Origin of the sequence: Eisenbergiella tayi, from assembly GCF_001881565.1 — a bacterium.
Taxonomy (GTDB): Bacteria; Bacillota; Clostridia; order Lachnospirales; family Lachnospiraceae; genus Eisenbergiella; species Eisenbergiella tayi.
In genome coordinates this window covers 825,453-840,900 of record NZ_MPDJ01000001.1, presented here as the reverse complement: position 1 = coordinate 840,900, position 15,448 = coordinate 825,453, and the positions used below count along the sequence as shown (strand labels likewise).

The following is a 15,448-nucleotide window of genomic DNA, read 5'->3' as shown; positions in this document are numbered from 1 at the left end:
TAAGAATGAAAATTTTAATAGTAAATAAATTTCTTTATCCTAATGGAGGATCGGAGACTTATATTTTTGAAATTGGTAAACAGTTTGTGAATGCAGGTCATGAAGTGCAATATTTTGGTATGGACCATAAAAATCGGTCAGTAGGGAATCATGTAGAGAGTTATACTACAGAGATGGATTTTCATACAGGGAAAATTCAAAAACTTTTATATCCTGTACGGATAATATATTCGTTAGAGGCAAGAAATAAAATAAAAAAAGTTCTTGAAGATTTTGAACCGGATATTGTGCATTTAAATAATTTTAACTTTCAATTGACTCCATCAATTATATATGAAATTATTTCATATAAGAAAAGGAGGCAAAAGCAAGTAGTTATTTATTATACCGCACATGACTATCAGTTAATTTGCCCAAATCATATGATGATAGTACCATCTACAGGGGAGAAGTGTGGCAGATGCCTTAGTGGGGAGTTTAATAATTGCAGCCGATTCCGTTGTATACATGATTCAAAGATAAAAAGTGTTTTAGGGAGTATGGAAGGATATTTATATCGTTACTTGAAAACCTATCGATATATAGAAACTATTATCTGCCCTTCAGATTTTATGAAAAGAAAGCTTGATTCAAATTCTTTATTCAAAGAAAAAACGATTACTATTCACAACTTTGTTAATGCTAAAAAATATGAAAATAAGCAAAAGAAAGATTATGTACTGTATTTTGGGAGATATTCTGAAGAGAAAGGAATTGCAACTTTATTAAAAGTTTGTCGTGAACTTGACGATATTTCTTTTATATTTGCAGGAAGCGGACCTTTAGAATCAGAAGTTAATAAAGTGAAAAATATACAAAATATGGGGTTTTTAAGAGGAGACGATCTTGTAAAATTAATCTCAGAAGCAAGATTTAGTATTTATCCATCGGAGTGGTATGAAAATTGTCCGTTTTCGATTATGGAGTCTATAGGGTATGGAACGCCGGTAGTAGGTGCGGATATAGGTGGAATACCAGAACTGGTGATTGATGGTAGTACGGGAGTTCTCTTTAATAGTGGAAGTTCTGAAGACTTACGTGAAAAAATCAGGATGCTCTGGTCTCAGGAAAAGTTACTAGATAAGATTACGGAAAATTGTAAAGAAAAGCAATTTGATACAGTTGAAGAATATTGTAACAGGCTTTTATACCTTTATAAGAGAAGTTTGGGAGGTTTTTGATGAGAATAGTTCATATGGATTCCGGACTTGGAAATCAAATGCTTGATTATGCGGAATACTTGGCGATTAAAGAAGCAAATCCTGAAGGGGCATATTATATTGAAAAGCTTATATATGAGTTACCCTATATGCCAGGAATGTTTTCACAATGGAATGGATATGAATTAGAGAGAATATTTGGTTTAAAGTTACCGGATGTGAAGGAGCTGTTTTCGGAGGAACAGTGGCAACGTATTTTGGATAAAGTAGGCGAAAGCAGTTTTTGGAATGAAGACTGGAATTTTGCTCCATACGTTACAAAAGCATTTGCAGATGAGGGTATTGAATTACTAAATTTAATACCTGATAAACGTTCAATTATTAATAAGCCATTGACAATAACAACAAAGAGTAGAAAAGTATTGGCTATTTTTTTCAGAACAAGATTAGGTTACCACATAAAGCGTTATTTACGTGCAATGCTGCAGAAAGAATTGATTCAAAAGAAAAATGCCAGTATAGATATTTTTAGGGAATATCCAGATAATGTCTATATAGGGCATTCTTTAGCATTCCGCTATAAAGGATTTGGTATTGAAAAAATTGAAAATAAGTTAAGGGAATCTTTCCAGTTTCCGGAAATAATAGATAACAAGAACAAAGATATTATGGAATGTATACGCAGCACCAATTCAGTAGCGATTCATGCCAGGCGCAGTGATATGCTTTTTGTAAATGGGGACTGTTATAAATTTGGTTTTTTTAAACGTGCAGTAAAATTCATAAAAAAAAATATAGATAAACCCGTATTCTTTTTCTTTTGTGATGAAAAAAGTACAGGATGGTGTGAGAATAATGAAAAAATTTTTGGTTTAGATTTTAGCAAAGATATGGTGTATTTTGTGGATTGGAATAAAGGGAATGAAAGTTTCAGAGATATGCAGCTAATGGCTGAGTGTAAACATAATATTTTTACACAAAGTTCCTTTGGCTTTTGGGGGGCATATTTAAACCGGAATCCTCAAAAAATTACCTGTGCTCCCGATCCTTTATTTTTAGCGACAAATACATTCTGATTGATTACAAAGAAAGTTTATATAATAATTGTAAACCAAGTCTTATGTTTGAACAATAAATGAATGTATGTTATACTTTAGCGGTGTATGACAATTGATTGTATGATTATAGAACGAAAAAATATAAGTTTTGTGTAATATTTAAAAAATAGAAAGGATTTTTATGAGTAGAAGAACATTATATGGAACAGTCATAGTAACTTACCGCTGCAATGCACACTGCAATATGTGTGATTGCTTTCGTGATCCTACAAGGCCTGAGGAAGAGATAACCTTAGATGATATAAAGAAGCTTCCTGAGATGGCGTTTACCAATATAACAGGCGGAGAACCATTTATCCGAAAAGACATCCCCGAAATTGTGAGAGAACTTTATAAAAAATCTGATAGGATAGTAGTATCTACAAATGGATATTTTACGGACAGAATAATTGCTCTTTGTGAGGAATTTCCTAAAATAGGAATACGAATTAGCATTGAAGGGATGCAGCAGACTAATGATGCAATAAGAGGCATACCGGACGGATTTAATCGTGGTTATGGAACATTAAAGAAGCTGGTAGAAATGGGACATCCGGATGTTGGCTTTGGCATGACTGTACAGGATATGAATTGTGAAGATTTGTTGCCTTTATACGATATATCAAATCAATTAGGGATGGAATTTGCAACGGCAACACTCCATAACTCTTTTTATTTCAGAAAGACAGATAACAAAATAGATAATAAATATAAAGTGGCTCAGAATTTTGAAAAACTGATAAATGAACTCCTGAAAAGCAAGTCACCGAAAAAATGGTTCAGAGCCTATTTTAATCATGGTTTGATCAATTATATTTATGGAAATAAAAGACTTCTTCCCTGTAATATGTCACAAAATGCTTTTTTCATTGATCCGTTTTGTGATGTGATTCCCTGCAATGGAATGGAAAAGAAAGCGGTCATGGGAAACCTTCATGAGCAGTCTTGGGAGGAACTCTGGAATTCGGAGCAGGCGGAGAAAGTAAGAGAATGTACCAGGAAATGTGACAGAAACTGCTGGATGATTGGCAGTGCATCCCCGGCTATGCATAAATATATATGGGTGCCGGGATGGTGGGTAATAAAACATAAATTTTTTAAAGGCGGCAGGTATAGCCTTAGCGAAAACAGATTTATTTCTCGGGAGAAAAAAGAATGAAGGTAAAAGAGAAAATACAAAAAATTACTTTCATAAATGATGCGTATACAAAATGGAAATGGCGGGAAAGAACTGTCTCATATGGAAATGAAAATCCGGACAAAACCTTTTTTGTAATTAGAAGAGCCACTTGTAAAGTGGGGCTTTTTTCTCATGTTATGACTAATATGGGGCTTGTGCGTTATGCTCTGGAAAATAATTATATTCCGGTTATAGATATGCAGTCTAATTTGAATTCGTATCTGGAAGAAAGTCAGGTTGGTAAAGAAAACGCATGGGAATTTTACTTTGAACAGCCATGTGGTTATACTTTGGAGGATATTTCAACGAGTAGGAATGTTATTTTGAGTGATGGATTAATAACTGATGAAAATGAGTATCCAGATGCAATAATTACTTTTGACAGCGAAAAATATCAACTATGGCGGGATTTTTTTGATAAATATTTTCATATAAAAAAGGATATAAAAGATGAAGCCGAAAGTTTATGGTGTGATTTATTTCATGGGGATAGAGTAGTGGGAGTTCTATGTCGCGGAACTGACTATGTAGTGCAGCATCCCAAGGATCATCCTATTCAGCCTTCAGTTGAAAGTTTGATTAAAAAAGCTAGTGAAATTTTATTTGAATATAATTGCAAATGGATATATCTGGCGACAGAAGATGAAACGGCTTATCAAAAGTTTTCGAATGTATTTAAAGAATATTTAAAGGTTACCAATGCAAAGCGATGTGAAAATATCGGGTCTGAAAATATCAATGAAATATCTTTTGGAAGGAAAAATGAAAAATTTTTGCGGGGAAAAGAATATTTAATTAATATTCTGCTTTTGTCGCAATGTAATTGTTTGATTGCAGGAAGAGCCGGCGGAACATATGGAGCTTTGATGATGGGAAGTGAATACGAATATCAGCATATTTATAACCTTGGAGTATATTGATTGCCTGCTGTATGCAAAGAAAAGGGGACAGTCGCATGAAGAAAATGTTGGATGAGTTACGATATATATTTAATAGACAGCAAAAAATAGGGCTGTTGTTTTTGCTGGTGGCAATAGGCATTGGTACATTACTGGAACTTCTCGGTGTTACTGCAATAATGCCGTTTATTGATGTTGTTATGAACCCAGAAGCCATACAAAAAAAATGGTATCTTAAGTGGCTATATGAATTATTTCATTTTAATTCTGATGTCACTTTTATGGTGTTTTTGGCAGCTGCTTTGATAGCGATATATGTAGTGAAAAATGTATATTTGTGTATTATGTATAATTTACAGTATCAGTTCACTTTTAGTAATCAAAGAAAATTAGCATATCGTATGCTTGATTGTTACATGCGTCAGCCATATTCTTTCCACCTTTCTCATAATAGTGCTGATTTAATCAGAAATGTTAGCAATGACACGAACATGATGTTTCTCGGAGTGCTTGCGATACTTCAATTAATTACGGAAGCGTTCGTGTGTATTGCGCTTGGTATATTTCTTTTTATACAGGATAAGACTATAACTATAGGGGTTGCGACTATTCTTGGACTATTTTTGATTTTTTTTGCAAAAGGGTTTAAAAAATATCTTGCACGAATTGGCAACGAAGATCGGAAGTATAATGCGGGAATAACAAAATGGCTGCTTCAGTCTTTTGGCGGTATAAAAGAAACTAAGATAATGGACCGGGAGGACTTTTTTCTTAATAATTTCGATTATAATTTTAAAAACTATGCTTCTTGTGAAAGGAAATATAGATTCCTTCAGGTTGCTCCGCGCCCCATTATGGAGGCTGTATGTGTCAGTGCATTATTGGCTGTTATAGCATTCAAGCTTTTACGGGGAACACATAGCGTATATTTTGTTTCCACGTTATCTGTATTTGCAATAGCAGCATTTCGCTTGCTTCCCTCTATTAATAGGGTAGCAAATTATATGAGTGTTATTATGTTTAATAAGCCTGCTATAGATGCAGTATATAGGGATTTGAAGCAAATTGATGAATTGGAAAACAGTAAGGTATCAAAGGATGTTAATGAAAAAACATTAGGTTTAAAAAAGTCGATTAAAATTGAAAAATTGTCATTTAAGTATCCAGATGCGGAAAATTTTGTACTTCAAAATGTAAATTTTGAAATATTTAAAAATAAATCTACCGCTTTTATAGGACCGTCAGGTGCCGGTAAAACTACGCTGGCAGATATTATATTAGGGGCTTTAGAGCCAACGGAAGGCTGTATTTGGGCCGATACGGTTAATATTCAGGAACATATGAATGCGTGGCATAAAAATTTGGGTTATATCCCGCAGTCAATTTATTTAATGGATGATACTATCAGAAACAATATAGCCTTTGGTATTAGAAATGAAGATATAGAGGAAGATAAGGTATGGAAAGCTCTTGAACAGGCACAACTAAAAGAGTTTATCCAGAGCCTTGACAGGGGGTTGGATACAGAAATTGGAGAAGGAGGAGTTCGTTTGTCCGGAGGACAGAGACAACGGATTGGGATTGCCCGTGCGCTATATAATGATCCGGAAGTCCTTGTATTGGATGAAGCAACTTCGGCGTTGGATAATGAAACTGAAGGTGCAGTTATGGAGGCGATAGATCGTCTGTCAGGTACAAAAACATTAATTATTATCGCTCATCGCCTTACAACGATAAAGAATTGCGATATAATATATGAGGTCAAAAATGGAGGAATAAAGGAAGTGGTTTTGCGCGATGAGTGAATATATTCCTAAAATAATACATTATGGCTGGTTTGGCGGAAAGAAAAAGTCGCGATTTATATTAAAGTGTATAAGTTCATGGAAGAAATATTTACCGGATTACGAAATCAAAGAATGGAATGAGACAAATTTTGATATTTCTGAGCATTGCTTTGCAAAAGAGGCATATGATGCCGGTAAATATGCTTTTGTAAGTGATTACGTAAGAGTATATACAATGTATCATTTCGGAGGAATTTATTTTGATACAGATATAGAAGTAAAAAAAGACTTTACGGACAAACTTTCGGGTGCAAAATTTGTTATTGCTTTTGAATTGCCACATTCATTAATGACTGGATTCTTTGCAGCACAAAAAGGAAATTCTGTCGTTAAGGAAATCCTTAATTATTATGATAGTATAAGCTTCTATAACGGTGATGGGACAATGAAGCTTACGCCTAATACTGTTATTTTTGCAAATCAAGCATCAAAGTTTGGTCTTATTTTTAATGGAAGATATCAAGAAATAGGTGATAAAATGAAAATATATCCCAATGAGGTATTTGGTGGATATAATGTATATGATATGATTTATACTATTACGGAAAATACTGTTTTAGTGCATCATTATACAGCTTCATGGCGTACTGTTAAAGAAGAAATTCCGGTCAAGGCCAAAAAGATATTTCTCAGACTATTTGGCGTCAGAATTTATAGACTGGCTAGAAATATTAAACATATGTTTAAGGGAATTGCAAAGGATGTAGAAAAATGAAAATTTTAATTGTCAGAACTTTTCCTACAATTATGGATTTAAATACTTATAATATTCAAGAGATAGGTTTGGCTAAGGCTTTAGCGGTGAGGGGACATGACTGCGGAATAATATTTTATAATGGAAAAGCTTCTGACAGAATTGAAAAAGTTATTTTTGAAAAAGGTAATGTTCAGTATATAATAAAAATTTATTGGTTAAAAGGGTGTTCTTTTTTTAAGAATGGTTTTATGCCATCAATTAAAAAAATAGTGCAGGAGTACGATGTTATTCAAGTTAACGAATACGATCAGATTTCCAGTTGGATGCTGTATACCAGGCAAAAAAAGCCCACAGTAATTTATCATGGCCCTTATTATCATGAATATGCAAAAGGTTATAATTTAAAGTGCAAGATTTTCGATGCTGTTTTTTTAAAATTAAGGAAGTATAAGGATATTATTGTATTAACAAAAAGTGAACCTGCAAGTGGATTTATCCGAAGTAAAGGCTTTAAGAATGTTTATACTGTTGGTGTAGGAATTGATGAAGATAATTTTAGATTAGAAGAAACGGTTGACTGCCCTTTAGATATAGACACTTCAAAATTCCGCCTGCTGTATATTGGAAAAATAGAGGAACGAAGAAATGTTTTTTTTCTTATAGATGTTTTTGAAAAATTGGCGTCCGTCTATGATGATATGCAGTTAATCATTGTAGGTGATGGAGATGATGAATATGTCAACCGTTTTAAGAAAAGAATAAACCATTTAATAGAACTGGAAAAAATAGTCTATATTCCTCGAGCATCTCAAAAAGAAGTAGCTTTAATTTATCAAAGGTCAAAAGTGTTTGTTTTTACGAGCAATTATGAAATTTTTGGTATGGTATTATTAGAGGCTCTGTATTTTTCGATCCCTGTAATAAGCAGTTGGAATGGGGGAGCTAGTGTACTTATTGAAGATGGAATTAATGGATTTATTATGGATACTTTTGATAAAGAAAAATGGTTTCAGAAAATAGAGAGTTTAAAGAAGGATTCTGAGTTATATAATAACATGAAGAAAAATGCACATTTGAAGATTTGTGAGAGTTTTTTGTGGGATAAATTAGCCGATGACTTTATGAATGCTTATGTTAAAGCGATAAAACAATGGGAAAAGAATAATATTTAGAAGATGGATGGAAATGGCGAGGTATTATCGTAGTGTTTAATTTAAGTAAGAAAAAGTATTATTTTTTCATATATAGTTTGCTGTTTGTTGCTATTTCCATAGTGATTTTTATGCCGTTTTTATTGAAAGGTAATGGGTTTATAAGGGATGGTGATGGGTTTAATCAGACTTATCCTGTGTTAATATATATAGGTAATTACCTGAGAGATTGGATATTACATGGATTTTGTATAAAGGAGTTTGATTTTACACTTGGGTTAGGTGAAGGTATAATACCGGCTTTAAGTTGGTTAGGATTTGGGGACATTTTTACTTTGATTTCTGTTTTTGTAAAGCCAGAAAGAACAGATATTTTATTTACATTTATTGTTCTGTTAAAGCTATATGTATCAGGAATAACGTATTCTTTGTTTTGTATATATCATGGGATTAACTATAAGTATATATTAATTACTGTATTTTTTTATGTTTTCAGCCGATTTTCTCTGGTCACAGGATTGGAATTTTACCAAAATTTAAATCCTGTTGTTTGGCTACCTCTATTATTTTTGGGAATTGATAAGGTATTTGATGATAAACAAAAAGGTACGAACCTCTTTGTCGTTATAATATTTATTCAGGCGTTAAATGGTTTTTATTATCTATACATAGAAACTCTTTTTTGTGCTATTTATTTTATGGTACGCTATACTACCTCAAATACATATTCAGCTAAAAGATTTTTATCCGTGGGACTGCAAATTATCTGGCGTTATATATTGGGTATTGCAATGGCTGGTTTTATGTTTTTGCCGGCATTAGCAGGTTATTTTGACAGCAGCAGGACGGATAGGACTGCGTTAACATTGAAAGAACTTCTGAGTTATCCGTTAGAGAGTTATAAGGGTTTTATAAGTTATTTGTTTGTGCCAAGGGGGTGGAGTGACGGATTAGGTCTGCCTGTTCTGATTTTTATATGCTTTTGTATTACGTTAGGAAGAAAAATTCTTAACAAAAGATTCAAGTTATTACTGATGATTTCGTTTATTGCGTATTTTATTCCTGCAACCGGAATAGTGATGAACGGATTTTCGTATAATATTGATAGGTGGAGTTATATTGTCTATTTTTGGGGTGCGGTTTTCACTGCGCAAGTTTTGCAGGAAAAAATATCATTTAATAAAATCAGAATAACTGTTTGCTGCATATTAATTGCGGCTACTATACTTATACAATATTTTTACAGTACTGGAAATAAAGCTGCTTTATTCCGTTCAGGAATATACATGCTTTTACTGGCACTAATTTTTATTTATTACATAATAAAGAAAAAATATAAAGAAAAGGATGAATATACAAAATTTTTGTTATTATATGTGATATTAAACGTTTGTATAAATGGTATGTATATAAATGGTCCTGTTGCCTTGGGAGGTGATGGTTATAGCGGAGGTTTTTTGAGAAATAAAGCTGTATATCCGCAAATAGAAAATAGTGTGGTAAACGGGATTCAGGATGAGGAAGGTTTTTACAGAGTGGATGCATTTGATTCTTCCCTTGGTGCATCAATGGTTTTAAATTATAAAGGGACAGTACAATATTTTTCAATTACTAATAATAATATTTATCAGTTTTTTAAAGAAATGTCAATTTCACCAGGAATCAGGTCCGTATCCCATATTTTGAAAGGTATTGATGGGAGAAGTGTATTAGAGAGTATTTTATCAGTTCGGTATTATGAAGATGATTTTATAGATGGAAATAATATAATTCCATTACTGAAAAAAAACACTTATGTATTGCCATTTGGTTTCACTTATAAAAATTCAATAGATAAGGAAAATTTTGATAGTCTTAATGAATTTGAAAAAATGGATACATTATTGGAAAAAGTAGTTATAAGTGAGAATAGTCAATACGACGAAACAATTGATTTAGGAAAAAGTTACGATAATAAAATTAATTATAATATTGACTATATTAATATAAAACAGAAAAACGATAAAATGTATGTAACCGAAAAAAGTATAATAAAGATAAATTATCCCAAAATAGAAGGAGAGGGAGAAGTATACCTCAAAATAAATGGTTTGGAGTTGTGTTCAGGATTGACAGGCGATATTTATATTGGAAACAAAAGTATTCAGGTCAGAAATAAAATGGATGCCTATTATATTGGGACAGATGATTTTTTTGTCAACCTCAATAATCCTGAAAATCAGGAAATTTTGATTAAGTTTAAAAAAAATATGGAGATAACTATTGATAATATAGAACTATTTTGGTATTCAATAGAACAACTGCAAAGTAAGGTGGACGATTTAAAAAAAGAGTGTTTGGAGGATGTATATTTCAGTAATAACACTATAGAAGGAAAAATAAATGTAACCGATAATAAATTTTTGTTCCTAAGCATTCCTTACAGCGAGGGTTGGGAGGCCAAGGTAGATGGGAAAGATACAGAAATATTAAAAGCTAATATTGGTTTTATGGCAATTCCATTGATAAAAGGAGAGCATAAGGTGGAATTGAGATATCGAGTCCCTGGAGGAAGTATTGGAACATTATTGACAATTATTGGATGGATAATATTTATTACATTAATTGTAATTAAAAAAAATAGGTGGAAAACTTATGAATAAGAAGTGCAAATGGATATTTTATGAAAAACGTTGCAAATTTAGAAATTTTTATTTCCATAAAGTTATTCGGCGTCATATTTGTGAAAAATACTTCAATTTTGACCCGGTTATGCATTTTTATGCAAATAAATTAGTAATGGGGAAAATGAAAACGAATAGATGGTTAAAAGAGCAAATTGATTTCGGACAACCATTTATGGCTGCCAGATTTGGAAATACAGAACTATCTGTAATGACCAGCGTATTAAAAAGACGTATGTTTGGTACCTCACCTGAAATAGAAGCCAGATTTAATAAATGGTTTGCTCGGTTAGGAGAATTATCGGGGTTTTTTCCAAATGATCCTAAATTGGCAGAAAAGTTTACAGATTTAATGTTGGAATCATGCAGATATACAGATTTGCTCGCTATGTGGCACTGTGAAATGGATGACTACATTATTACTGAATACATGCCAGATGTTAAATTATCTTTTTTGAATTATTTAGAACCATGGCGTTGTAAAGAACCATGGTCATCGGCCTTAGAGGGAAAAAAAGTTTTGGTAATTCATCCGTTTGAGGAGTCAATCAAAGAACAGTACAAAAAAAGAAATTATATTTTCCCAGGTACAAATGTTTTGCCTGAGTTTGAATTGAAAACATTAAAAGCTGTGCAGACAATTGCTGGAGAAAAAGATGAACGTTTTGACACTTGGTTTGATGCATTAGATTATATGTATAATAAGGCGTTGGAAATAGATTTTGATATTGCTGTTCTGGGATGTGGAGCCTATGGTTTTCCGCTTGCTGCAATGCTTAAAAGAGCTGGTAAACAGGTTATTCATATGGGCGGGGTTACGCAAATACTATTTGGAATTAAAGGCAGGCGATGGATAGAAAATCCGAGGGCCGAATTATCGTTTAATGATGCCTGGGTATTTCCGAGAAGTTCTGAAACACCTAATAAGAATAAGGAAGTAGAAGGCGGTTGTTATTGGTAATGAATTAATAAATTTTCGACATAAATTGTTGACTTAAATAATCCGTACTTTAAATAGAGCCTAAGGAAAATAAAACGTATGAGTTCAGTGAATCAGATAAAAAAAAGTACTTATATTACATTAAGGATAGATGAGGCATGCTATTATCTATTTTGGATGATAATGCTATTTGCAAAGGGGATTGGGTTATACGAGGGCATGCAGTTATACAATATCTGTCTTATTTTGGCCTTTATTTTCCTGGGCATTAAGTTAGTGCTTACAGAATATAAAGTGGTTGATATACTGTGGATGCTTCCTTTAGCGCTTTTTGGAGTATGGATATTTTTACATTCTAAAGATAAAAGTGCATTGATTTTAATTGCATTAATAATTGGCTTGAAGAATATTGATATTATAAGGGTATTTAAGATCGGGGCATTGTTTTGGGGCAGTTGTTTTGCTTATATGATACTGCGTACATTAGCCGGAGGATATACAGGGCCGATTTTGGCTCATGAAAAATTAGGATTGGGTCCTATTCTCAGGTGGAGTTTAGGTTATACGCATCCAAATGTCCTTCATATAACTTATGTAGTGCTTTCTGCATTTATCCTTTATATATGGAATCAAAAGCCACGTAGACAGTGGAAGATTACAGGATGGCTTATGTTGGGAAATTTATATATTTTTCTATATTCAGTAAGCTTTACTGGTTTTCTGCTGGAAGTACTTTTATTGCTTTTTAATCTGTATTTATCCAATCGGAAAGAAGTGTTCAGATTGGAGAGAATTTTTTTGCAGTGTGTTTTCCCTATATGTATTTTATTCTCTTTGGTGGGGGCGATGGTGCTTGATGGAGATGGTAAACTTTTTGGGCTGATTAACAATGCTCTTAATAATAGGTATTTGGCAACTAGGGTTTATATTGAGCAATTAGGGATTAATCTATGGGGGACGAATGTGCCTGGTATAGGAGGCTTTGCAATAGACTGCAGTTATACGGAAGCCTTGATGTCATATGGTCTTGTTTTCTTTACAATTATTATTGTCGGTTATATGCTTACGATTCACGATATGGTTAGAAATAATAAATGGAGTGGATTAGCGATAATGTTATCATTGTTAGTTGCAGGTGTATCCGAGCCTTTTCTTTTTAATACCTCTTTTAAAAACTTAACGGTATTATTCATAGGACAATATTTATTCGGGACTATGGGGAAGAATTCTAAAATATTGAATATCCGCGGGATGGATCGGAAAGTTCCTTTATTATCGAATTGTAATAGAGAATATTATATTGAGATAGGATGGGCTGTTAAGATTCTGCGGTTTTTTGTACGAACAGCAGTTAGATTCAGCGGGAAACTGACACTTTTTATGTTTTTTTCATTTATTGTATGTTCTTTATTAGGAGCGAAGTTTGTTGATCGGCCCGACAGTATATACATTGGAATTGGCAGCACAGACTGTGGCGCACGCGAAGAAAAGTATATAGATATGAAAGCGCTTCCGGAGACATTTAACAGTATTGTTTATGAATATCCTGGCCCAGAGGGTGCAATGTATGAGTTTGACGGCAATATGCTAAAAATGGAATATGCACGTAAAGTAATCAGTTCGGGAATATGGGGAACATTAGGAATAACACTGGTAGTTTTAATAATTATCACAGCGATTGCATATTCAAGTGGTGAAAAAAATGGTAAAAAGATTGATGGATAGAGTTAAAAATCGGGATTTTGTTATAATGTTATTAATGGCCTGTATCTTTTTAGGTGTTATATGGCTTATGGCTAAGTCTGAAATAAGTGGAAATATTCCCGGATATGTAACTCATATAGGTCATTTTGGAGAAGAGCAGTTTATATATTCCCTAACAAATGATTATATTATTGAGCAGGAATTTATCAGCCCGAAGGATTTTGATTTTGCTACAATAAACTTTTCTGATCATGAGAATCAAATATCGGGCAAAACTTTTATATCAGTTCTGGACAAGACTTCGAGCGAAATTATATATTATAAAGAAGTGGAAAATTCAGAAATACATTATGGTGAGTCTGTCTGTATTTCTATCGAAAATGGAGGGAAAAAAAAGACTCCTTATATTCTTAGACTGCAGTTTGAGGGGATGGGAGAGGAAGGCTTAGGTATTTTTGGATTTAAAACAGATGAATATGATATGCCTGCCATAATAAATGGTAAGACAGGAGATTATTCCGTAGGGGTGGGTACGCATACTTATACAAATCGATATAAAAATCTTGCAGCAGCAGTTTTTTTGATGATATTTTTCATAATTATAATTTCATTGCTGCTGGTAAGTCAAACCAGACTTTCGGAAGAATATTTGTTTTTAGGTTTAATTATTCCTGTTGGAGTAACTTTTCTGCTGTTTTTGTCTGTCAATGTTGTTCATGATGGGGGAACTCATTTGGCAAAGGCTTATCATTATTCGAATGTTTTGTTGGGATGGGATGAAAAGGACACAAGTTCTTATGTCTATTTGAAGACTGATGAGGCAAAAGCATTTGATGAAATTTATGTCATTTATCGCAGGGAGAATGAAGTAGCGCAGCATTTTTGGGATACATTAGATGAATTTGATAATCGGGCTGCTGATAATCAACTTGTAATGAGTCACGAATATAGAGGAACAAGTGCTTCCAGTTTTTTTGAATATTTTCCTGGAGTGATAGGGTTAACCCTTGGGAGGATTTTTGGTGGAAGCGCACGGTTTAATATATTGTTTGCTAAGATTTGCTTTTTTGTGTTTTATGCAGCAATGGCTTTTTATGCGATTAAAATATCTCCATATTTAAAGTCAGTATTAGCATTTACTGTTTTATTGCCCATGGGGATTTATCAGGCAACGGGTATTACCTATGATTCTGTTGTTATGGCAGTCTGTATAGTTATAGTTGCATTATTCTTCAGAGCAAGGGCGGCAATATTAAGTAAAAGAAATTGTCTGATATTGTTAATTTTAGCGGCAATTTTGGGATGTGTTAAGGGAGGATTTTATTTATTATTTTTGTTACCTTTTATGTGTATCTCGGCCAGAAACTATGGGAGCAGTAAAAGAAAATGGCTTATCAGTCTGGGAAGTTTGGCTGTGGGAACATTAGCAATGCTCTTTACATCCTTTAATGCGTATTGGTCAATGCTGCAAAAAATGATGGGAATATCATCTAATGAAATTACAAAAAGTATAGTTAATATGGCACCTGTAGTAGTTGAGGCGGTAGAAAAAATTCCGGAAACAAATGTTACGGCATATGGAATATCATATTTATTTACTGATTTATTTGGATTTATAGAATTGTTCATCAGAACTTTAGTGAATAAAGCCGATTTTTATCTGGGTGGTCTTTTGGGATATAGAATGGCGTGGACAGACAAAACCATAAATTGGGTAATTCTTATTCTTTTTATTTTGCTTTTGGCAGCATCTGCAGTCAGAATAAAAGGTGAAAAAGCACCTGTTATCGGCATGAAAGAAAAGGCTGCATGTCTATTCTTTTTTGGAGTGGAGGTTATCGCTTTTCATTTACTCATGCTGATTGAAACGCCTATGAATGCAACTGTTATAAATGGTGTTCAAGGAAGATATTTTATTGTATGGATACCAATTATTCTTTATTTAATGTATAATGAACGAAGACTGTGCGAATATTCAGAGGTGCGGAAGCTATACTATTATTTTTCTATGGCCGAATGTTTATACATTTATTGCTTTTTTAAGATATTTCTTGGTATTTCCTAATGAGGT

The 15,448-nt window shown here is 33.1% G+C and carries 11 protein-coding genes; all 11 read left to right on the top strand.

What is annotated here, in order from left to right; genetic code table 11:
- Positions 1-5: 5 nt before the first annotated feature.
- The 11 genes from BLA28_RS03430 (at position 6) to BLA28_RS03380 (ending at position 15,442) form a co-directional block, all read left to right on the top strand.
- On the top strand, positions 6-1,220 hold the full coding sequence (locus tag BLA28_RS03430; protein ID WP_069156025.1) for a glycosyltransferase: 1,215 nt from the start codon (positions 6-8) through the stop codon (positions 1,218-1,220).
- Positions 1,220-2,275 carry an alpha-1,2-fucosyltransferase gene (locus tag BLA28_RS03425; protein WP_081329822.1) on the top strand — a complete coding sequence of 352 codons (1,056 nt, stop codon included), beginning with the start codon at positions 1,220-1,222 and terminating at the stop codon, positions 2,273-2,275. The genes BLA28_RS03430 and BLA28_RS03425 overlap by 1 nt, the downstream gene beginning before the upstream one ends.
- Positions 2,276-2,438: 163 nt before the next feature.
- Positions 2,439-3,455 carry a radical SAM protein gene (locus BLA28_RS03420; protein ID WP_069156024.1) on the top strand — a complete coding sequence of 339 codons (1,017 nt, stop codon included), beginning with the start codon at positions 2,439-2,441 and terminating at the stop codon, positions 3,453-3,455.
- A complete protein-coding gene (locus BLA28_RS03415; protein ID WP_069156023.1) occupies positions 3,452-4,396 on the top strand; it encodes a hypothetical protein in 945 nt (314 codons plus the stop codon). The genes BLA28_RS03420 and BLA28_RS03415 overlap by 4 nt, the downstream gene beginning before the upstream one ends.
- A 35-nt stretch (positions 4,397-4,431) precedes the next feature.
- Complete coding sequence (locus BLA28_RS03410; protein WP_069156022.1) at positions 4,432-6,180, top strand: ABC transporter ATP-binding protein; 1,749 nt, start codon at positions 4,432-4,434, stop codon at positions 6,178-6,180.
- Positions 6,173-6,937: a glycosyltransferase family 32 protein gene (locus BLA28_RS03405; RefSeq protein WP_069156021.1), complete on the top strand. Its 765-nt coding sequence runs from the start codon at positions 6,173-6,175 to the stop codon at positions 6,935-6,937. The genes BLA28_RS03410 and BLA28_RS03405 overlap by 8 nt, the downstream gene beginning before the upstream one ends.
- On the top strand, positions 6,934-8,091 hold the full coding sequence (locus BLA28_RS03400) for a glycosyltransferase family 4 protein (RefSeq protein WP_069156020.1): 1,158 nt from the start codon (positions 6,934-6,936) through the stop codon (positions 8,089-8,091). The genes BLA28_RS03405 and BLA28_RS03400 overlap by 4 nt, the downstream gene beginning before the upstream one ends.
- Positions 8,092-8,123: 32 nt before the next feature.
- Positions 8,124-10,712, top strand: coding sequence for a YfhO family protein (locus BLA28_RS03395; protein WP_069156019.1), 2,589 nt, complete (start codon positions 8,124-8,126; stop codon positions 10,710-10,712).
- On the top strand, positions 10,705-11,694 hold the full coding sequence (locus tag BLA28_RS03390) for a hypothetical protein (RefSeq protein WP_069156018.1): 990 nt from the start codon (positions 10,705-10,707) through the stop codon (positions 11,692-11,694). The genes BLA28_RS03395 and BLA28_RS03390 overlap by 8 nt, the downstream gene beginning before the upstream one ends.
- A 78-nt stretch (positions 11,695-11,772) precedes the next feature.
- Complete coding sequence (locus tag BLA28_RS03385; RefSeq protein WP_069156017.1) at positions 11,773-13,398, top strand: hypothetical protein; 1,626 nt, start codon at positions 11,773-11,775, stop codon at positions 13,396-13,398.
- Positions 13,376-15,442 carry a DUF2142 domain-containing protein gene (locus BLA28_RS03380; RefSeq protein WP_071698886.1) on the top strand — a complete coding sequence of 689 codons (2,067 nt, stop codon included), beginning with the start codon at positions 13,376-13,378 and terminating at the stop codon, positions 15,440-15,442. Before BLA28_RS03385 ends, BLA28_RS03380 begins: the two co-directional genes overlap by 23 nt.
- The last annotated feature ends 6 nt before the right edge of the window (positions 15,443-15,448 follow it).